This is a genomic window from Neobacillus piezotolerans (assembly GCF_003362805.1).
Lineage (GTDB): Bacteria > Bacillota > Bacilli > Bacillales > Cytobacillaceae > Bacillus_D > Bacillus_D piezotolerans.
Genome location: NZ_QNQT01000002.1, coordinates 475,755 through 494,706 on the forward strand (window position 1 = coordinate 475,755; position 18,952 = coordinate 494,706).

21 protein-coding genes are annotated in these 18,952 nt (G+C 48.3%); 12 read left to right on the plus strand and 9 right to left on the minus strand.

Annotated features, from left to right (window positions below; translation table 11 throughout):
• Nucleotides 1-261 precede the first annotated feature (261 nt).
• Nucleotides 262-1,665 (plus strand): Na+/H+ antiporter NhaC, encoded by a 1,404-nt coding sequence (gene nhaC / locus DRW41_RS07290; RefSeq protein WP_115451312.1) that lies wholly within the window; start codon nucleotides 262-264, stop codon nucleotides 1,663-1,665.
• A 64-nt stretch (nucleotides 1,666-1,729) separates the two neighbouring features.
• On the opposite strand, the gene DRW41_RS07295 is transcribed toward nhaC, so the two are convergent.
• The 3 genes from DRW41_RS07295 to DRW41_RS07305 form a co-directional block, all read right to left on the minus strand.
• Nucleotides 1,730-2,299 carry a peroxiredoxin family protein gene (locus DRW41_RS07295; protein WP_115451313.1) on the minus strand — a complete coding sequence of 190 codons (570 nt, stop codon included), beginning with the start codon at nucleotides 2,297-2,299 and terminating at the stop codon, nucleotides 1,730-1,732.
• Nucleotides 2,296-2,901: a hypothetical protein gene (locus tag DRW41_RS07300; protein WP_115451314.1), complete on the minus strand. Its 606-nt coding sequence runs from the start codon at nucleotides 2,899-2,901 to the stop codon at nucleotides 2,296-2,298. Before DRW41_RS07300 ends, DRW41_RS07295 begins: the two co-directional genes overlap by 4 nt.
• A gap of 348 nt (nucleotides 2,902-3,249) precedes the next feature.
• Complete coding sequence (locus tag DRW41_RS07305) at nucleotides 3,250-3,609, minus strand: hypothetical protein (protein ID WP_115451315.1); 360 nt, start codon at nucleotides 3,607-3,609, stop codon at nucleotides 3,250-3,252.
• Between the two features lie 194 nt (nucleotides 3,610-3,803).
• Between DRW41_RS07305 and DRW41_RS07310 the strand changes: the two genes are divergently transcribed.
• From DRW41_RS07310 to DRW41_RS07325, 4 genes are all read left to right on the plus strand, one after another.
• Complete coding sequence (locus DRW41_RS07310) at nucleotides 3,804-4,433, plus strand: NAD(P)/FAD-dependent oxidoreductase (protein WP_115451316.1); 630 nt, start codon at nucleotides 3,804-3,806, stop codon at nucleotides 4,431-4,433.
• A gap of 270 nt (nucleotides 4,434-4,703) precedes the next feature.
• Nucleotides 4,704-5,114, plus strand: a complete 411-nt coding sequence (locus DRW41_RS23580) for a metal-sensitive transcriptional regulator (protein WP_281272289.1) — start codon at nucleotides 4,704-4,706, stop codon at nucleotides 5,112-5,114.
• Between the two features lie 25 nt (nucleotides 5,115-5,139).
• Nucleotides 5,140-5,346: a copper chaperone CopZ gene (gene copZ, locus DRW41_RS07320; RefSeq protein WP_115451317.1), complete on the plus strand. Its 207-nt coding sequence runs from the start codon at nucleotides 5,140-5,142 to the stop codon at nucleotides 5,344-5,346.
• Nucleotides 5,347-5,463: 117 nt separating this feature from the next.
• Complete coding sequence (locus DRW41_RS07325; protein WP_115451318.1) at nucleotides 5,464-7,884, plus strand: heavy metal translocating P-type ATPase; 2,421 nt, start codon at nucleotides 5,464-5,466, stop codon at nucleotides 7,882-7,884.
• A gap of 98 nt (nucleotides 7,885-7,982) precedes the next feature.
• Here DRW41_RS07325 and DRW41_RS07330 read toward each other — a convergent pair whose 3' ends face one another.
• The gene (locus tag DRW41_RS07330) at nucleotides 7,983-8,561 is read right to left on the minus strand and encodes a hypothetical protein (protein ID WP_115451319.1); all 579 of its coding nucleotides are present in this window, start codon (nucleotides 8,559-8,561) and stop codon (nucleotides 7,983-7,985) included.
• A 271-nt stretch (nucleotides 8,562-8,832) separates the two neighbouring features.
• Between DRW41_RS07330 and DRW41_RS07335 the strand changes: the two genes are divergently transcribed.
• From DRW41_RS07335 to DRW41_RS22640, 4 genes are all read left to right on the plus strand, one after another.
• Complete coding sequence (locus tag DRW41_RS07335; protein ID WP_115451320.1) at nucleotides 8,833-9,216, plus strand: hypothetical protein; 384 nt, start codon at nucleotides 8,833-8,835, stop codon at nucleotides 9,214-9,216.
• The gene (locus tag DRW41_RS07340; protein ID WP_245959371.1) at nucleotides 9,176-10,567 is read left to right on the plus strand and encodes a 4Fe-4S binding protein; all 1,392 of its coding nucleotides are present in this window, start codon (nucleotides 9,176-9,178) and stop codon (nucleotides 10,565-10,567) included. Before DRW41_RS07335 ends, DRW41_RS07340 begins: the two co-directional genes overlap by 41 nt.
• 21 nt (nucleotides 10,568-10,588) lie before the next feature.
• Nucleotides 10,589-11,527, plus strand: coding sequence for a F510_1955 family glycosylhydrolase (locus DRW41_RS07345; protein WP_115451321.1), 939 nt, complete (start codon nucleotides 10,589-10,591; stop codon nucleotides 11,525-11,527).
• Between the two features lie 80 nt (nucleotides 11,528-11,607).
• Nucleotides 11,608-11,790: a hypothetical protein gene (locus DRW41_RS22640; RefSeq protein ID WP_142752193.1), complete on the plus strand. Its 183-nt coding sequence runs from the start codon at nucleotides 11,608-11,610 to the stop codon at nucleotides 11,788-11,790.
• 29 nt (nucleotides 11,791-11,819) lie between these two features.
• Here the strand turns inward: DRW41_RS22640 and DRW41_RS23750 are convergent, their stop codons facing one another.
• Entirely contained in the window at nucleotides 11,820-11,993 is a 174-nt protein-coding gene (locus tag DRW41_RS23750; protein ID WP_439330851.1) for a DUF2933 domain-containing protein, read from the minus strand.
• Nucleotides 11,994-12,110: 117 nt separating this feature from the next.
• Here DRW41_RS23750 and DRW41_RS07355 point away from each other — a divergent pair, with 117 nt between their 5' ends.
• Nucleotides 12,111-12,443 carry a four-helix bundle copper-binding protein gene (locus DRW41_RS07355; protein WP_115451323.1) on the plus strand — a complete coding sequence of 111 codons (333 nt, stop codon included), beginning with the start codon at nucleotides 12,111-12,113 and terminating at the stop codon, nucleotides 12,441-12,443.
• 204 nt (nucleotides 12,444-12,647) lie between these two features.
• Here DRW41_RS07355 and DRW41_RS23370 read toward each other — a convergent pair whose 3' ends face one another.
• Both DRW41_RS23370 and DRW41_RS07375 read right to left on the minus strand, forming a co-directional pair.
• Nucleotides 12,648-13,100, minus strand: a complete 453-nt coding sequence (locus DRW41_RS23370) for a PCYCGC motif-containing (lipo)protein (RefSeq protein ID WP_342771982.1) — start codon at nucleotides 13,098-13,100, stop codon at nucleotides 12,648-12,650.
• A 281-nt stretch (nucleotides 13,101-13,381) separates the two neighbouring features.
• Nucleotides 13,382-13,843 (minus strand): PCYCGC motif-containing (lipo)protein, encoded by a 462-nt coding sequence (locus DRW41_RS07375; RefSeq protein WP_342771983.1) that lies wholly within the window; start codon nucleotides 13,841-13,843, stop codon nucleotides 13,382-13,384.
• A 249-nt stretch (nucleotides 13,844-14,092) separates the two neighbouring features.
• On the opposite strand from DRW41_RS07375, the gene speD reads away from it, so the two are divergent.
• Together speD and DRW41_RS07385 are read left to right on the plus strand one after the other, a co-directional pair.
• On the plus strand, nucleotides 14,093-14,989 hold the full coding sequence (gene speD / locus DRW41_RS07380) for an adenosylmethionine decarboxylase (RefSeq protein ID WP_115451328.1): 897 nt from the start codon (nucleotides 14,093-14,095) through the stop codon (nucleotides 14,987-14,989).
• 239 nt (nucleotides 14,990-15,228) lie between these two features.
• Complete coding sequence (locus tag DRW41_RS07385; protein ID WP_115451329.1) at nucleotides 15,229-16,689, plus strand: spore germination protein; 1,461 nt, start codon at nucleotides 15,229-15,231, stop codon at nucleotides 16,687-16,689.
• 143 nt (nucleotides 16,690-16,832) lie between these two features.
• Here the strand turns inward: DRW41_RS07385 and DRW41_RS07390 are convergent, their stop codons facing one another.
• Both DRW41_RS07390 and DRW41_RS07400 read right to left on the minus strand, forming a co-directional pair.
• Nucleotides 16,833-17,924: an SGNH/GDSL hydrolase family protein gene (locus DRW41_RS07390; protein ID WP_115451330.1), complete on the minus strand. Its 1,092-nt coding sequence runs from the start codon at nucleotides 17,922-17,924 to the stop codon at nucleotides 16,833-16,835.
• Between the two features lie 203 nt (nucleotides 17,925-18,127).
• Nucleotides 18,128-18,922: a YqjF family protein gene (locus DRW41_RS07400; RefSeq protein ID WP_115451332.1), complete on the minus strand. Its 795-nt coding sequence runs from the start codon at nucleotides 18,920-18,922 to the stop codon at nucleotides 18,128-18,130.
• Between the last annotated feature and the right edge of the window lie 30 nt (nucleotides 18,923-18,952).

An 18,952-nucleotide genomic window follows, 5' to 3' on the forward strand; every position in this document is an offset into this window, starting at 1 on the left:
TGCCCCGCAGAATTAATAGGGTGGCCGATAGCGGCAGCAAGAGACCGGATGGCTGGTGGGAATTCGGGCGTTGGTAATTTCGAAAAAAATATAACTGATTTGAATGGGCATATTTTGCAAAGAGGGCAGGGATCGCCTGCCAATTAGGGTGGTACGCGGAGCCTTTTCGCCCCTGACGGCGAAAGGGCTTTTTGTGTCAAAACAGCCGCCAAGAAGTGCGTGCGCATCAAGAAAAACCAGGGATTCATTGGAGGAGTTAATATGCTGCAGGGACAGAAAGAGCTTGCTATCAAGCCGATAGAGGCCGCTATCATTACGCTATTATTGATGGGGCTAGTCGGGTATCTGATTATCGGGTTGGAGGTGGTACCGCAAATCGCGATTATTTCCGGGATCGCCCTTTTGCTAGGGTATGGGGCGGTTAAACGGGTAAGCTTCAAGGAGCTTGATGCCGCGATGGCGGAAGGTGCGAAATCGGGCATAGCCGCGGCGATGATTTTCTTTTTTATCGGGATGCTCATTAGCAGCTGGATGGCGAGCGGGACGATTCCGACGTTCATTTACCTCGCCGTCGATCTCGTATCGGGGAAGTTCTACTATGCGATTGTTTTCGTTGTTACATCGATTATCGGCCTAAGCATCGGCAGTTCACTTACGACAGCGGCGACACTTGGGGTTGCATTTGTCGGAGCGAGCACGGCGCTTGGCATTTCACCCGTCATCACGGCCGGGGCAGTCGTTTCAGGGGCATTCTTTGGTGATAAAATGTCCCCCCTATCCGATACGACCAACTTGGCATCAAGTGTCGCGGGCGCTGATTTATTTGAACATATAAAGAATATGGCCTGGACAACCATACCTGCATTCATTCTTTCATTCATCGTATATATGATGATTTCGCCGGCCGATTCCCATCAGAGCATAAAGCAAATGGGAATCATTAAAGCTGAATTGCTGGACTTGAATCTTGTCCATTGGTACTCGCTCGTGCCGTGCGCCATACTTGCGGTGCTTGCTCTGAAAAAAGTGCCCGCTATCGCCACCTTATCGGCGGGAACCATTTCGGCACTGCTAATTTCGTTCTTCATTAATGGGGGAGTGGACGGAAAAGGATTCCTCGCGCTCCTTTATTCCGGCTACAAGTCGGGAAGCGGGATCCAGGAAGTCGATTCGATGCTGTCACGCGGCGGTATTGAAAGCATGATGTTCAGCATCTCCGTCATCCTGCTTGCCCTCAGCATGGGCGGACTTTTGTTCAGGCTCGGGATTCTCCCCTCCCTGCTGTCGGTCGTCCAACGTTTCCTTAACCGGGTTTCAATGCTGATTGGTGCAACCGCAGGAATGGCCATTGCCGTCAATTTCATGATTGGAGAGCAGTATTTATCAATACTTTTGCCGGGGAATGCATTTAAAGAGCATTTTAAAAGAGCGGGCCTGCAGCCAAAACACCTATCCCGGGTGCTTGAGGATGCTGGAACAGTCGTCAACCCGCTTGTTCCGTGGAGCGTATGCGGGGTTTTCATCGCATCGGTTCTTGGCGTGCCTGTTACGGATTACGCACTGTTTGCCTTCTTCTGCCTGTTCTCACCGCTTCTCACCATTTTTTATGGCATTACAGGCATCACCCTTCCGAAGCGGTCTAAACTGCCTCAGCTTGAAAAATAAATGTCCATGTAAAAACAGCCTGATCGGGGTAATCCTCCGGTTCAGGCTGTATTTTTATAATCGGTTAATTTGCTTCTTTTAATAGCTTGGCCATAAGTTCCTCGTCCATCGGCCCGATGTATTTCTTTGAAATCCTGCCATCGGTGCCAATGATATAACTTGTCGGTATCGTTATCGTCTCATAGAGCGTCCCAATTTTATTTTTCTCATCGAGGGGAATCGGGAATGTCAGGCCGTAATCCTTCACAAACGTATCAATCGCTTCTTGGCCCTTGTCAAGCGCGGTGAGGTTGACTGCCAGGATCGTCATCTCTTTGTTTTTATTTTTTTCATAAAAGCTTTGCATATGAGGCATTTCCGCTTTGCACGGCGGACACCACGTTGCCCAGAAATTCAAAATTACTTTTTTCCCGCGGTAGTCGGATAGCTTTACCTTTTCACCCGTCAGCAAGGCGAGTTCAAAATCCGGCGCGATGTTTCCCTGGGCGATGCCAACGACATTCGAGTTAGCCGCGGATTCACTTGCTTCAGGTGTTTTTTTCTCCCCGGATGAAAGCAATGGTTTCCAACTATTCACCGCAATGATTGCAATAGCCAGACTAAGAATAATTGCCGCGAAAGCTTTCTTGTTCATGCTTGCACCCCCTTTTTTAAGTATGCCATTAAACCAAAGAAAAGTCCTCCGGCAAGAACAGCCAGATTGCCGGGGCTGAAAATGGAACTAAAAATACTTACTCCAAGCACTTCTGCGAAATACAGCATGATAAAGGCCTCAACACTTAGTTGCCTTTTTTGAAAAACAACTAATAGTGTACCCGCCAGCAATAGGAAATACACGGCGGCGGCCGGCAATTCATTGGCCATCATAGAAAGAATTAAAAAATGGGGCAGGGCGAACAAATGGAATAAAGGAAGCCCTTCGCCTGCGAGAGGAAGCTTCCCGCTTTTGGCTAGGTAAAAAAGGTAAAAAAACACAGCAAGCAGGGCGAGCAGCATCCCTTTTGAGCCACCGTGAAAATAAAGGAGCGATACCGGGGATTTGCTAAAGATACCCCAATAAAAAAGAATATAACTTAGTTTTGCTGCCAGGAAAAAGAAGAAGAAGGTATTCCAATACCAATCTCCGGCCTTTGTTTTCATAAGTGCCCTATAAAGGAGAGGAGCGAGGAAAACCGCCGCCAAGGCCGCGGCCAACCCAGCCGGCACAGTCACCTTCCCGATTGTCAGTAAATTCATGGACTTGCCTCCAAACCGAGTCGTTTTACTTATTGTACCCCATGGGGTATGATTGGGTAAATAAAAATAGCTCACGGTTGGGAGGAGGATACTCTTGCAAAATGATATGGATAAGAAGGAAGATTGTGAGGAAACTGGCTCCTGAGGCATCCGGCTGGGAAAAGCATCCGGTCAGGATGTAAAAAAAGGAAAAGGGGCCATTTCGCTATGACCCGGAGTTTTTGTTTGGCTCCTGGCAGGAGTCATTTATATGATTTATCACCTATTCTAATAATAATAGATGGCTTTTGGGAAACCGGGGGCCATTTTAGCAGGCCAAAAATCCCGAACGAAAGCTGAAAAAATGGGCTAGCCGAATAATTGCAGAATTGCCCAACCTGTGATGAATAAGGAGCCGGCTGTCCCGGTGAATAGCACAATCGCTTTTCGATTATCACTCTTTTGCACTCTCTGATAATCCTTATAGTTGATTTCACCCTTTGCAAACCTCAAGCCATTCTCCACGGGTTCCACTTCATACTCGTTTCCTTCGTGATCCTGCAGGACGACTTTTATAATATAGCCGTCCGGGGACTTACTGTCGTCACCAAAATTCACCCGTCTCCCGCCGGAAAAAATAGCCGCTACAGGGATATAGATGGAATGAACCCTGATTTCCTCGCTCATCCTGTAGGTTTGCATCTCAATCGCATTATTGGAAACACACATCGCCGCCACCTCATTATCAGGATATTAGGGTAGGAACAATGGAGTGAATGTCCTTGCTTACATCTTAGCATATTCGGAAAAAAGGGACCCGCGAAATTCACCTAACAACAATGCCCTCCGATTAGCTATAATGATAGAAAGTAGTTTTATAGCGGGACAATTTAATTTTAAAATATCCTTAGAGGGAGAAACCCATGGAAAAAATGATAAAAATAGCCGTTAATGGCGGAATCGGATTTGGCGCGAAACTGACGGCCAGGCAGCTCGTAACTCTGGCGAAGTACCTTGGGGAAAACGGGGAGCTGGAACTGACCACCTTCCAACAGCTGTATATTGAAATACCCGAGGGAAAGAAAGACGAAGTTATAAAGGAATTTGAAGAAGTGGGCTTAAGCTGTTATCCGGTTGGAAACTATGTGAAAAGCCTTAGGACGTGCAATTTTTGCAAGGGGGAAATTGAAGAAGGCATGCCAGTTGCCATTGAACTAAATAAGCGGATTGCAGGACAACCGGTTCCTTTCACATTGAAACCCGCCTATACCGGCTGCCCGGTTGGCTGTGGGGAGCCGCTGGTCAATGATATTGGCGTCATGAAGGTAAATGATCATTACAACCTTTACATTGGCGGAAAATCAAAGGGAGCCGACGCCAAAGCGGGAACTTTGTTCAGGGAACGGCTGAATCCGGATGAATTATACGAATCCGTCGAAAATCTCCTCGGGATTTATGGCTCGCTCGGTAAAAAAAGAGAGCCTTTCCACAAGTTTTTGAAACGGATTGGAATCGATGAGGTTTCCCGCCTTGTTCAGGAAAAAACGTCCTGACTCCCAGATAGTAAGAAACCCGGCTTCGATAGCCGGTTTTTTACATTGTGTTATCCAGCAGGGGAAAGCTCACTCTCCGTTACCCATTTATGGTTGGTCACTTTTTTATCATATCCCAACCTTTTTGCACAATCTCTCAATTTTATAAGATTGGATTATCAGGAAAAGATATAGGGAATATGTGTATTTATATTTTTTTCAAAAAATCGCCATTCATATCTCTTGTATACCATATGGGGGTATGGTAATATCGAATCAGGAGGCGATGGAATGAATCATTTAAATCCTAAAGAGCTTATCCCGGAATCGGAGAACAGCCTGAAGGAACCCGTCTTGTTGAATGTGGGGACCACTGAAGCTGTTCCTGGCTGCGACGAACATTGCGCCAGCGAGGGTTCTGTCCGTAAAAGCCACCATTCGGAGAAAACAAAAAACAATTTGGTGACGAGGCTGAATCGGATTGAGGGACAAATCCGGGGGATAAAGGGCCTGATTGAAAAAGACACATATTGCGACGATGTCATCACGCAAATTTCGGCAACACAGGCCGCCCTCAATTCTGTCGCGAAGCTCCTTTTGGAAGGCCATATGAAAAGCTGCGTCGTAGAACGGATTCAGGAAGGCGATCATGAAGTAGTTGATGAGCTCCTTGTAACCATTCAAAGGCTCATGAAAAAATAATCTCATATTGAGAGGGGAATATCTCATGGAAAAAGCACTTTTAAATGTAGAAGGCATGTCTTGCGGCCATTGCGTAAAAGCGGTTGAAGGAAGCGTCGGCGCTCTTGAGGGCGTTGAGCGCGTCCTCGTCGACCTGAAGGAAAAGACAGTTGCCGTCGAGTATAAGGACGATGCCGTTTCACTTGACAAAATCAAGGAAACAATCGAAGACCAGGGCTACGACGTAGTCTAAGGGATCAAGCGGAGCTTCTTTTTGAGGAAGATTTTCCGTATTGAAGGCGCGTGCTCGTTCAGGCACGTTCCTTTTTTCAATAAAATATACCCCTGACGGGTATGAGGAGTTGAGGAAATGAGCCAGGCAACAGCAACGGCGCAAAAAGAAACGACGATGCAAATCACGGGGATGACGTGCGCGGCATGCGCGGTCAGAATAGAAAAAGGGCTGAATAAGCTTGAAGGCGTCCAGGAAGCAAGCGTGAACCTGGCGCTTGAGCGGGCGGCTGTAAAGTTCGATCCGGCTGTCACGAACGTCGAAGCATTGGAAAAAAAGGTCCGTGACCTCGGCTATGATGTCATCGCCGAGAAGAAGGAATTCGATATTAGCGGGATGACGTGCGCGGCTTGCTCCGCCCGGATCGAAAAAGGGCTGAACCGGATGGAAGGCGTTACGAACGCATCCGTTAACTTGGCGCTTGAAAAGGCGACAGTCGAGTACAATCCATCTGTCCTTTCAGACCGCGATATTATTAAAAAGGTGGAAGCCCTTGGATACGGGGCGATTTTAAAAGATGAAAATAACGGCGGGGAAGCGGCGGATCACCGCCAGAAGGAAATCAAAAGGCAAACGAATAAATTCATCATTTCGCTTATTCTTTCGCTGCCGCTCCTTTGGTCGATGGTCGGACACTTTTCGTTTACATCGTTCATCTATGTGCCGGATATGTTCATGAACCCATGGGTGCAGCTGGCATTGGCGACACCCGTGCAGTTTATTATTGGCGGCCAGTTTTACGTTGGCGCATACAAAGCGCTTAAAAACGGCAGCGCCAATATGGATGTGCTCGTGGCACTCGGAACGTCGGCGGCCTATTTTTACAGCCTTTATATGTCGATTAAAGGAGGCCATTCGGTCGAACTTTACTATGAAACTAGCGCCATCCTGATTACGCTCATTATCCTCGGGAAGCTGTTCGAAGCAAGGGCGAAGGGCCGATCTTCGGAAGCGATCAAGAAATTGATGGGCCTTCAGGCGAAGACCGCGATCGTTGAACGGAACGGGGCCGAGGTGGAAGTTTCACTTGAGGATGTCCTCGTTGGCGACATTATCCACGTCAAGCCGGGAGACAAAATTCCAGTTGACGGCAAAATTGTTGAAGGCCACTCGGCGATTGACGAATCGATGCTGACCGGCGAAAGCGTCCCTGTCGATAAAACGGTTGGGGACTCTGTCATCGGCGCGACGATTAATAAAAACGGCTTTATTAAAATAGAAGCAACGAAGGTCGGCAGAGACACCGCGCTTGCGCAAATCATCAGGGTGGTCGAGGAAGCGCAAGGGTCCAAGGCGCCAATCCAGCGGCTTGCCGATAAAATTTCGGGCATCTTTGTCCCGATTGTCGTCGGGATTGCCGTTGTTACATTCCTTATCTGGTATTTCTGGGCGAGCCCAGGCAACTTTGCCGAGGCGCTGGAAAAAATGATTGCCGTACTCGTTATTGCCTGCCCGTGCGCGCTTGGGCTTGCGACGCCGACTTCGATTATGGCTGGGTCAGGCCGGGCGGCGGAATATGGCATCCTGTTTAAGGGCGGCGAACATCTTGAGCTGACCCACCGCATTACAACGGTTGTTTTGGATAAAACCGGGACCGTCACCAATGGCGAGCCTGTTTTGACAGACACCATCCTTTCCGGTGCGGTTGAAGAGGTGGAGTTTCTCGCTCTTGTGGGCTCCGCGGAAAAGCAGTCCGAGCATCCGCTTGCCCAGGCGATCGTCCAGGGCATCCAGGAAAAAGGAATTGCGCTTAGGCCGGTGGATTCGTTTGAAGCGATACCGGGTTATGGAATTAAAGCCAGTGTTGGCGGACGCGAACTGCTCGCGGGCACTCGAAGGCTTATGGAAAAATTCAACGTCGGGGCGTTGTCCGCTTTTCCAAAAATGGAAGAGCTTGAACGGGAAGGGAAGACAGCGATGCTGATTGCTGTTGACGGTGAGTACGCCGGCATTGTGGCGGTTGCCGATACGATCAAGGAGACGTCGAAAGCGGCGGTGAAGCGCCTGAAGGATATGGGGCTTGAAGTCATTATGATTACGGGCGACAACAGGCAGACGGCATTGGCGATCGCTTCGGAAGCGGGGATTGGCAACGTCATCGCCGAAGTTCTTCCGGAGGGCAAGGCGGAGGAAGTGAAAAAACTCCAGGCCGCCGGTAAAAAAGTCGCGATGGTTGGCGATGGGATTAATGACGCGCCGGCGCTTGCCGTGGCTGATATCGGCATGGCGATCGGGACAGGGACGGACGTCGCAATGGAAGCGGCGGACATTACGCTCATCCGCGGCGACTTGAACAGTATTGCCGATGCGATTTTCATGAGCAAGCTGACGATCCGCAATATTAAACAAAACCTGTTCTGGGCGTTCGGGTATAACACGCTCGGCATTCCTGTCGCCGCGCTGGGATTTCTGGCCCCGTGGCTCGCCGGGGCGGCTATGGCATTCAGTTCTGTTTCCGTCGTACTGAACGCATTAAGGCTGCAGAAGGTGAAGCTGTAGGATTGGACATATTAATGGAAAAAGCTGATTCAGCGGGGCTGGATCAGCTTTTTTTGTTGACTCTGTTTCCCGGGGCAAAACCATGCTAATGATCAAAATCAGTGGCCATGTTCATTCTGTTTCTCCATCTGGTAATCCTCTTTTACTTTTCCTTCAGAATATTTGAACCAGTGGCTGCCGCCAACCAATAAGCCGGTGATGAGCAAAAACACTGCTAAAGGCTTTAGGAGCCATCTTTTGGATGGGAGTGGAGGTTCCGTTTCCTTTTTTGAAGGAAGTACTCCGAATAAAAGTAATGAACTGAAAGTTAACCCCAGCAAAAGGTTAACAAGTTTTTCCGATTGGGAAGAAGTTAGCATTTCCCCTGCCATCGCCCCCATCATTCCGCCCATCAAGCCCGCGCCAAAGCCTTCAATCAAAGCCGCCTTGCCTAATGAAAAAGCGCCTGCCATACCCGCCGATGCCCCGAAAAGCGCGGCGTAAAGCGTAGCTGAATATAAATCCCCCTGAAGCACAGTACCGAATGCCGTCCCCGCCGCCAAACCCGCCAGCATTCCAAACAGCATTGAAATTGCCATCCCTTCAGAATGGCCAAGCCTGGTTTTGAGCTTCCCGGAGAGGAAGGCCGCGGCAATGGCAGCGGCACAAAGTGAAATCAAGATAAACGGGAGAAACATGGACATCACCTCGGTTCATACATATGAAAGCCGTTCGGGAGACATGCTTCGTTTTTTGTTCGCATAGGACAGAAACTCAATAATAGAATTTTTCTTCCTACTAACAACTTAAAAATTGGTGGAAAGTCTATTTTTTACAGAATGGTGGCAAAGGGCTGTTTCAACGCTCATCTCCACATTTTATTCACAGAAAAAGCAAAGAATCTGCACAGTTTCTTTTTACATTGTACCTATAAAGAAATTAAGCAGGAATTTGCGGAGGTGAGGGCAAGTGAAAAAGTGGTTATCTTTATTGGCTGGAGTGGCGCTTATCGTTTCCTTTGGTATAAACGTTTCCGCCGATGGTGGGCATAGCCATAATGATCAGGGGGTTTTGGATGCGGCTCAAAAATTCAGGAACAGCGGAAAAGAAATGCCCCATGCAGGGCATGAATCGGAGAACAAGGAAGCAACGGGGCACAGCCATGAGGGCGGCGGTGCAGAGGGCGGAGGCCATAGCCACGGGCCAGTAACCGAAACCCCTCCAAATATGAAAGTGCTTGGCACCTTTGGCGTTATTAATCTCTTATTCATTCTAATTGGCATCTGGAATAAGTTGTCCAGAAGGAAAGGTGATGAACATGGCAATCCCGGAAAAAAATCTGCACGCGCCTAAAACAAGCGATAAGGCGGAAAAGCAGCCTTTTAACCTGATGACCGTGCCGGCAATCAAGAAATTCATGCAAAGCCGTTGGTACCCTGGAATTTTCCAATGGATTGTCATAGTCGTTTTCTCTTATATCGTTTTCGAGCTTGTTGCCGGGACGGCGAATCCTTCAAAGAACTTTGGAACGACAATGACCTGGGTCCTCTGGTGGCCTATCATCCCAATCCTGTTTATCGCCCTTGGCCGCTTCTGGTGCGCGATTTGCCCGTTCGGAAAATTGAGCGATATCGTTAGGAAATTGGTTGGAGGCAATCGCCCGATGCCGAAATTCCTGAGGAAATACGGTATTTGGCTAATCGACCTGTTCTTCATTATGATCACATACAGCGACCATGTCTGGGGGATAGTCGAGTCCCCGCGTGGATCGGGCTACCTGTTGCTCGTCCTTGTAACAATGGTTGTTGCGACTTCGGTTTTTTATGAGAGAAGGACTTTTTGCAAAACGCTCTGTTTCCTTGGCGGGCTGGCTGGAAACTATTCACGGGCCGGCTCACTCGAATTGAGGGGAACGGCGGATATTTGCAAATCATGCAAATCACAGTCGTGCTTCAAGGGAAGCGAGAAGGCGGAAGGCTGTCCGATGTTCCAATATGTCAGGACGATGGATTCAAGCGCGGAGTGCAATGTTTGTGGAAATTGCATCAAGAACTGCCCGAACGACTCAATCCGGCTGTCTTTTAGAAAACCTACAAAGGAATTGTGGTTTATTAAAAACCCGAGGCTCGAGCATGCGGCACTAGCGGCGGTCATTATGGGCATTGTTTTTGTTCAAAATATCACAATGCTCGAAATATGGGGCGAAATCCTTGAGAAAATTGGAAGCATTACGGGTACGGACAGCTATGTCATTAATTTTACAATCGCCTATGTCATTTCGATGGCGCTCCCGATCCTGCTTCTTCTGGGCACCGCAAAGCTGGCGAGCAGGATGGGCATGGCCGATACTGTAAAACGGAACTTCATCCGCTTCGGTTATGCGATTATCCCGCTTGACCTCGCAGGGCATTTGGGCCATAACCTCTTCCACGTCATCACGGAAGGAAAGGCAATTTGGTATAACTCAATCGCCGTATTCGGGGTAGAAACGTATCCCGGCAGCCTTGCCCTGTTGCCTACATCGTCTGTTCAGCTGCTCCAATTCGCGATAATTGCAGTGGGATTCTTCGGGTCAATGTTTACTGTTTATAAAATGGGCAACAAATCAGGCTTCAAAAGCATGCTGCCAATCTATGGGCTGATGCTGCTGCTGGCGGTTATCAACATTTACCTGTTCTCGCTCCCGATGAGCCATCGGGTATAACAATGAAAAGGGGATTATTAAATGAAAAAATTGGGAGTTCTTGCAGGCTTACTATCGATAGGTCTGGTCATCAGCGGATGCAGTTTGGCTTCATCAAAGGAGGAGGGAAGCGCCAAGAAAGTCAACAAAGGCTTTAAGGCGGAGCATCTGCACGGAATTGCCTATGCCGCAGATCAAACTATTTATATTGCCACGCACGAAGGAATGCTGGCAACAGCAGGTGGGAATAATTGGACCTTTAAAGGGAACTACGATTTTGATTTTATGGGCTTTAATGTAATGAGCGATGGGACGATGATTTCAAGCGGGCACCCTGGAAAAGCGTCCAATCTTCCCAATCCGCTGGGGTTTATGGTAAGTAAAAATAATGGGGAGAAATGGGAGCCGATTTCATTGCTCGGCAAGGTTGACTTCCATATCCTTTCGTCTAATTTCAGCAACCCCGATATCGTTTACGGTGTAAACCAGATGGACAGCGGAAGCTACAAGGCGGGGATTTACAAGAGCGCAAACGGGGGTGAGGATTGGGAACTCCTAAACTCAACCGGACTCCCGCAGGATTTGCATACGATTTATTCGATTGTTTCAATGCCGGATAACGAAAATGTCCTGCTGGCCGGTAGCGATTCCGGCATCCTGAGGTCAGAAGACGGCGGCGTTACGTGGGGACTGTATGACCAATCCCGACTGATTACTGCATTTGGCGTATTGCCGGATACAAAGGAATTGATCAGCTACTCGATTACCAACCAGGGAGCAGGGATCATGACAAGCTCCGATAAGGGCCAAACCTGGACCGATAAAGGATTCGACCTTGGACAGGATGCGGTGGCATATTTCGGAATCAACCCGAAGGATTCAACAAAAATCGCGATTTCCACCTTTGAAAACAGTGTTTTCTATACTGATAATGGAGGCGGGAACTGGAAACCGTTAATGGATAAGGGAGTTGTCCAGTAAGAATTCAAGGAGACCGGGCACCGACGAGAGATCAAGTCCATAAAGTAACCACGTTTCGTAATTTGAAAGGGAAAAGTGAGGTGGTCTTAGTGATCGGGGTATTGTTCGGATTGATCCTGATGGTTGGGTTGGGAGTCATGTTTGTAATCCGGGCCGCCAGCAGTGAAGCAAAAGAAGAACAGTGCTGTGGTGAAAGCAACTGCGGCTGTAATGGACAGGATTCGAAGAAGAAATCCTCTGGCAGCTGCTGCAGAGGATTATGATAAGTGTTTTTAAAGCCAGGACTTTGAATTTAGAGTCCTGGCTTTGTTTTATAAAAGTCATTATTACTTTTTTTCCTGAAGTAATTTAGTAAGATTTTTACCTCCGCTTCAAGCTTCATTATTTTTTCATCAGAATTCTTGTTTCCATGATGGCTATGCCCCATGCCTTTCATGCAAAATATCATCATAATCGGGCAGAGCAATAAAATTAGATAAGAATCCCACTACATTTTCATTAGAATGAGGGGTGAAAGAACGCCCCGTTTAACCTTTAATGGCCCGGGTAACAGTATAAAGGATTAAAAAAGGAGGTGATTCGGATGGATACGCAAATGTATCAGGAGTGCATTGATGCCTGTTTTGAATGCATGGATGCATGCAATTCGTGTTATGATGCCTGTTTAAGGGAAGAAGACGTCAAGATGATGGCGGAATGCATCCGTTCTGATCGGGAGTGCGCCGATATGTGCGCGTTCGCGATAAAAGCGATGCAGTCCAATTCCCCTTTTGCAAAACAGATTTGCGCCCTTTGCGCGGAAATTTGCGCGGCGTGCGGGGAAGAATGCCAGAAGCACAGCCATCATGAGCACTGCCAGAAGTGTGCCGAAGCCTGCTTCCGCTGTGCCGAGGCTTGCAGGAAGATGGCTGCCTAATGTACTCGGTATATACAATAAGCAAGGGCATTCGCTTTCCAATTGCTGGCGAATGCCCTTTTTATTCGAAAATCATTTTTTGAAATGTGGCTGCACGCTTTTCTGGTTCCAGTAATAGGTAGCCTTCCTTGCGATTGAAAAATGCCGCCCCGGCTTTGGAGCGGCATACTTGCTTCGTAAATCAATCGTGTAAATGACGCAGGCTTATTTTGCCGGAACAGGTGTTGGCGTTCCTTCACCGTATGATGAATAATGGTCGACGATTGTTTTGTTGATTTCCTTCAGGCTTTTTCCGTCTTGTTTCAGCATTACCGCCTCCCGGGCGATATTGACACAAATGTCTCAGGAAATCCCGTGAGGATCCCACTCGGTTACAGCCATATCGCCATCCATTCCGGCAATGAAGCAGTGAAGGTTGTTTTCATGGCCATCTGCCGCGCAGCCGCAATAGCATGGAACAGATTCCAGAACTTCCGGATACTGTGCCGCAAGGAGATACGTTTCCTGGACCTTTTTTGATGAATTCATAACATAATCGGGCATGGCCGCATGCTTTGAATCAAGCGCGAGGTCTTTTGTATCCAAAGAGCTGCAGGCTGAAATGATGCCAATGGCGAGTATCGCCATTGCAAGGAGCAAATAACGTGATAATTTCATGGCTCTCCCTCTCGTGACGTTTATTGGACTGCAATCGCAAAACCCATACAGCAGCCGGATTGAACGACTGTTTTTTCTGAAAATCATATGGAACGTCCTGCTTTTAGGATGCAGGAAAATTGTGCAGAAAGTATCGAGAAAAGGTTAAGGAATTTCGAACAATGGCCGCGTATCCAAGAAAATCGGATCGCGGCTCACATAGCGCCGGTGGTCCAAAAAAACCTCCCTGGGAAGAGAGGCTTCATACTTTGATTTAATTGTGTTTGCCAGCCAGGTCGGAGTTAATCTGCGGGGACAGGCGTTGGTGTCCCTTCTCCATAGGAGGAATACTTCTCGACAATTGCTTTATTGATGCTCTTTAGGCCTTTTCCATCTTGCTTCATTTGTACCGCCTCCCGGGCGATATTGACACAAATGTCTCAAGCGGTGCCGTGGTCATCCCATTCAGTCACGGCATTTTCGCTGCCTATGCCTTTGACAAAGCAATCGAGGTTGCTCTTATGGCCGGCGCCTGTGCCGCAGCTGCAATAGCATGGGACTGATGCGAGAACTTCAGGATATTCGGCGGCCATTACATACGTCTCCTGGACCTTTTCAGGGGTAGACAGGACAAAGTCAGGCAGCGGCGCATGCTTCGAATCCAGCTTCAGTTCATCGGAATTCGATGAATTCGAGCTGCAGGCTGAAATTACTCCAATGGCAACAATTGCACACATCAGCAGCAAATACTTAATATATTTCATAGCCTTCTCCCTCTATCAGTAATGTATATCCTTATTTTAACAAGGAATCCATGGTGGAAACCTAACCCTTTTCAAACGTTTTGTGACACCAGTTCATGGGCGCCGGGCACTATCAGGAAGCAATATAGAAAAAGCATTTAAACAATACGCCTAAAAAAACACCTCGGGCAGGCTCTTTCAAGTTCTGTTTTTTTCGGCAAAAGGTTGGGTATTATAACAATATTTACAGCTTTCGGAGGGGGTTTCATCATGGATTTGACGCCGCAGCAGCGGGTGGAGCTGCATGGTTTTAATAATTTGACGAAGAGTTTGAGTTTTAATATGTACGATATTTGTTATACCCAGACGAAAGAGGAGCGGGAAGCATATCTTGAGTATATTGATGAGAGATATAATGCCGATCGCCTGACGAAAATTTTGAAGCATGTTGCTGACATTATTGGAGCGAATGTGCTGAATGTGGCGAAGCAGGATTATGTGCCGCAAGGGGCTAGCGTGACGATGCTTGTCTCGGAAGGGCCGGTTGTCGAGGTGCCTACCGAAGTGTTCGAGGAGTCGCCCGGTCCGCTGCCGTCCGCGGTTACACTTGCTCTCGACAAAAGCCATATTACGGTCCATACGTATCCCGAATACCATCCGGACGAGGGAATCAGCACATTCAGGGCCGATATTGACGTATCGACCTGTGGGGAAATTTCGCCGCTGAAGGCATTGAACTACCTGATCCATTCGTTCGAGACAGACGTGATGACAATGGATTATCGTGTACGGGGATTCACGCGCGACAAGGAAGGCTATAAGCTGTTCATCGACCATGAAATTTCCTCAATCCAGAATTATATTCCCGACGAGGTTATCGACCGATACCAGATGATTGATGTGAATGTCTACCAGGAACATATTTTCCACACGAAGTGTAAACTCCGCGACTTTGATTTGAACAATTACCTGTTCGGCTATACAAAGGATAAGCTCACCGAAGAACAGCGCCAGGAAATCACCGAAAGCATTATATGGGAAATGGACGAGATTTTTTACGGGAAAAATATATACCAAGGCAGCTTTGTAAAAAATGCGGAAAAGGTATTCCGCGACAATCTCGAGCAGGAAGTCCAAAAGAAACAGACCGACCCGGAGCCTGAATAAGGTTTCCCGGCCGGTCTTTTTTTATCAATTTATAAAAGTGCCTTATTTACCTTACTGCTCAGCCCAACCTGAAATCCGGATCCTGTTAAACGGCTTAAGCCAACAATCCTTTGATGATCCGGATAATTTTAAAACAGCCGCGGTTGTCTTGCCACCCTTCAATAGTATGAACGGCCGGCACTATGGCAAAGATGGTATGTATATTATGGAAGAACGGGCAGGGTGTGCCGAGGTGGGAAATGAAAGCGGACGTGAAAAATAAAGTAAGCACTAGCCTTGGGGCGAATGTGGATTTTTTTAAAAAAGAGCTTGGGGTAGGCAAAAGCTTCGACGTCATCCATCTGGAAGTGGAATATGCCGGGCGCAAAATGGCGCTGTTCATGGTGGATGGGCTCGTCAAGGATGATATGCTCCATCTCCTTCTGAAGTTCATGGCGAATTTAAAGGAGGACCAGCTTCAAGACGCGACAATCCAGCAGCTCATGAAGTCGTACCTTCCCTACATCGAGCTTGATTCGACGGATGATCTGGACAAGGCTGTTGACATGGTGCTGGCGGGACCGACGGCGCTTGTGGTGGAAGGGGCATCCGAAGTTATCATCATCGATGCCAGGACCTATCCCGTCAGGGGGCCCGAGGAACCTGATACGGAGAGGGTTGTGCGCGGGTCACGCGATGGTTTCGTGGAAACAATTGTTTTCAATACCGCGTTGATCAGAAGGCGTGTGCGCGACCGGACGCTCCGAATGGAGTACATCCAGGCGGGACGGCGGTCAAAAACAGATATGATCATTTGCTATATCGAGGACATCGCCGACGGGGAACTGGTAGATAAATTAAAGGACAAGTTGTCAAACATTGATACAGACGGATTGCCAATGGCGGAGAAAACCGTTGAGGAATTCATTACCGGAAGCCAGTTAAACCCGTTCCCCGCGGTCAGGTATACGGAGAGGCCCGACACGACCGCGGTCCACCTGTACGAAGGGCATGTTTGCGTTCTGGTTGACGGATCGCCAAGCGTTTTGATTACGCCGACAACGTATTGGCACCATCTTCAGCATGCCGAGGAATACCGGAATAAGCCGCTTGTCGGCGCCTATTTGCGGATCGTCCGGTTTTTCGCCGTTTGGGCGTCCCTGTTTTTGCTTCCGCTTTGGTACTTGCTCGTAATCGACCCGAGCCTGGTGCCGAAAAGCATGAAATACATCGGGCCGAATGACCCCGGCAAAATTCCTTTGTTCCTGCAATTTTTAATAATTGAAATTGGGATTGATATGCTGCGTATGGCTGCGATCCATACACCGACTTCGCTCGCGACGGCACTTGGACTTATCGCCGCATTGATGATTGGACAGGTGGCAGTGGAAGTCGGTCTCCTGACGAATGAGGTTATCCTGTATTTGGCGCTCGCTGCAATTGGCACATTCGCGACGCCAAGCTATGAACTGAGCCTCGCGAACAGGCTTATCCGGCTATTTTTACTCATTGTAACTGCATTGTTCCATACCTTCGGGCTTGTTGTCGGGTTTACACTCGTCATCATTTATTTGGCGCGCATGAAAAGCTTCGGCGTTCCTTATTTGTGGCCGTTTATCCCGTTTGATATCAAGGCGTTGCGGGACGTTGTGTTCAGGTCGCCCATCCCGCTTAAAAACAAGCGCCCAAGAATACTCGATCCCCAGGATCCGGACAGGTAGGGAACACGGACTTAACCGTATCGGGCAAATGTTCAAGCACATGTGCAGCAGCTTCGTCTAGGCATTTTCAGTTCATTACATAGCGTTCCACAAAAACAAGGCCAATTCGGCGCCCGGGAAACGGCGGCGGATTGGCCTCTTTATTATTCGCCTATCGCGGCTGATATGGATTTTGCGTATTCCTCGGCGAGGTACCTTTGCCCTTCCGTGCTCGGGTGGAGCCTGTCGGACGCCATATACGTATCAAAATTGCCTTCATTCATTTTTCCTGTCATATCAATGTACGTACAGTTTGGCACTTTGGAACAGGCGGTTTTTATGTCCTCGTTATATGGTTTGAGCTCTTCATCCGAGTAGGAAGGTGTGGCCATGATGGCGCTCGCAAAAACCTTTGTATCTGGAAGCGCGTCATGGATAGCTTTGATGAATTCCATATATTTTTCTTGATATTGCTCGTGGGTTATTTTTCCCTGGTAGATTGTAGAGATGGAGTTGAACCCGTAAATCGAGAGGACATAATCCGGTTTCAGATCAATTACATCCTCCTTGGCCCGTCCGAGGGCGCTGTTATTGTCTCCGGGAGGGGAAGAAATATCAATGTCGGTCCTGCCAATTCCCTGGTTGATGCTCTCAACCTCCATTATGTCGCCAATTACGGAAGCCATTGATTCCATCCCCATATTTGGGGTGCCTGTCCCGTCTGCGTGGCTATGGCCGATGACAACAAGCCTTTTCCTTTTTTCTTCCGGCTTCCTGGCCTTTGCCCCCTCGCTAATATAGAGGCCGTCTATCTCGCTTAAGTTGGAAAAGCCGATTTCAATCTGGTGCCATCCCTTTTTATTTTTGTAAATCGGAATCTCCACAGGCTTGCCGTCCACATCAAGTTTTTGAGTCACAGCCTGTTTTCCATCAACGAAAATGAAGACTGTTCCGCCAATGCCGCGTTGTTTCAATGTGGCGAAGCTGCTGTTTGTCTCAATCCTTGCCCGCCTTCCATAATGCCGGCCGTTCTTCCCGTCAAGCCATCCCTGCATCGCTTTATCCCCGTCGGGTTTTGCAACCTCTTTCCATTGCCCATTCGCGTAAAGCCATTCAGGAGAGGTCGGAGCAATGAATCTCTTTTCGGCCGTCACGGCATCTTTCTCCTGGCAGCCTGCTATCATTGATAGAATTAAAACAGCGATAAGAATCTTGGATCCAATGAAGAGCCAATGGTTTTTAGTAGAAGTCTTCATTTCTCACATCCTTACATTATTTAGGGGAATAACAATAATGTAATAGGAAAAAAGAGAACATGTAAATACTGTCCGTTCGTCAAATTTTGCGAAGGTTGATAAAGGAACAAGTTCAAAAATGGAATTACCCGAGGGGAGGGACAGCTCATGCTGCTGTCCCAAATAAGGCTTCCTTTCTGACATGCTCGAACTATAAAATAAAGTCAATCCTCCACAAACGGAAACATCAGCACCTTTTTCGACTCGCAATACTGAAGCAGCGGCTCCCTTGGCAGCGGCACAGGGCACATCGTATTGACAGAGACCGAGGCCTCAGCTGCGGAAACATCCCAAGGCAGGTGATGGATATCGCCGCGGAGGACCTTGCCATCCCGTGTCGTGAACAGGCAATACCGCTCAATCAGCCAATGCTCAAGCGTCCCCGACTGGCACAATCCAGGCTCCGAAACCGGCCGATACGAACAATCGAACCGGCCGAACCAATCCTCGCCCGTTATCCGGCTATTCATAAACCGGAAACCCTTCTTTTTGTTAAAATTGGCCCCCGCGCCATCTTTTCCTTCATACATTTTTAAGGCTTCCCCGGGATGGTCCTCCTTGTCAAACGACATTTCCGCATTTTTATACGGAAGAGCAAGCAGCCCGTTCGCGGCGAACACCGCCGGTGCCAGGTTCGCATCAAGCGAAAAGAACCAGACTCCCTGTTTTCCGTTCCGTTTTACATACGTCCTCACATTCAACTCCAAATACTCATTCAGCATCGGGATTTCCGGCAATATCCTGAATCGCTGGTGCTTAACCTGGAACGGTGATATCGAAATCCATGCCTCGCCATCCCACGTATCAAGCTCCAATTCCACTGGGACAAGCTCCCTCACCAAGGCGGCATCCACAGGCCAATGCATAAACAGCAGGTTTTCCCAAGTCTGGGTCATCAGCCATGGCGCATCCGGCAGGGGATAGGGCCGATGCGCCGTCTCCTTGAGCAACTCGTCCATATCATTAACCACCTCTCAATCTGCACTTTC

Bases quoted from the DNA above. Each gene is read 5' to 3' on its own strand.
- copZ (WP_115451317.1), top strand. From the start codon at position 5,140: ATGGAAAAAGCACTTTTAAATGTAGAAGGCATGTCTTGCGGCCATTGC.
- DRW41_RS07400 (WP_115451332.1), bottom strand. From the start codon at position 18,922: ATGGACGAGTTGCTCAAGGAGACGGCGCATCGGCCCTATCCCCTGCCG.
- DRW41_RS07325 (WP_115451318.1), top strand. From the start codon at position 5,464: ATGAGCCAGGCAACAGCAACGGCGCAAAAAGAAACGACGATGCAAATC.
- DRW41_RS07345 (WP_115451321.1), top strand. From the start codon at position 10,589: ATGAAAAAATTGGGAGTTCTTGCAGGCTTACTATCGATAGGTCTGGTC.
- DRW41_RS07310 (WP_115451316.1), top strand. From the start codon at position 3,804: ATGGAAAAAATGATAAAAATAGCCGTTAATGGCGGAATCGGATTTGGC.
- DRW41_RS07300 (WP_115451314.1), bottom strand. From the start codon at position 2,901: ATGAATTTACTGACAATCGGGAAGGTGACTGTGCCGGCTGGGTTGGCC.
- DRW41_RS07355 (WP_115451323.1), top strand. From the start codon at position 12,111: ATGGATACGCAAATGTATCAGGAGTGCATTGATGCCTGTTTTGAATGC.
- DRW41_RS23580 (WP_281272289.1), top strand. From the start codon at position 4,704: ATGAATCATTTAAATCCTAAAGAGCTTATCCCGGAATCGGAGAACAGC.
- nhaC (WP_115451312.1), top strand. From the start codon at position 262: ATGCTGCAGGGACAGAAAGAGCTTGCTATCAAGCCGATAGAGGCCGCT.
- DRW41_RS07305 (WP_115451315.1), bottom strand. From the start codon at position 3,609: ATGTGTGTTTCCAATAATGCGATTGAGATGCAAACCTACAGGATGAGC.
- DRW41_RS07340 (WP_245959371.1), top strand. From the start codon at position 9,176: ATGAACATGGCAATCCCGGAAAAAAATCTGCACGCGCCTAAAACAAGC.
- speD (WP_115451328.1), top strand. From the start codon at position 14,093: ATGGATTTGACGCCGCAGCAGCGGGTGGAGCTGCATGGTTTTAATAAT.
- DRW41_RS07330 (WP_115451319.1), bottom strand. From the start codon at position 8,561: ATGTTTCTCCCGTTTATCTTGATTTCACTTTGTGCCGCTGCCATTGCC.
- DRW41_RS07295 (WP_115451313.1), bottom strand. From the start codon at position 2,299: ATGAACAAGAAAGCTTTCGCGGCAATTATTCTTAGTCTGGCTATTGCA.
- DRW41_RS07385 (WP_115451329.1), top strand. From the start codon at position 15,229: ATGAAAGCGGACGTGAAAAATAAAGTAAGCACTAGCCTTGGGGCGAAT.
- DRW41_RS07390 (WP_115451330.1), bottom strand. From the start codon at position 17,924: ATGAAGACTTCTACTAAAAACCATTGGCTCTTCATTGGATCCAAGATT.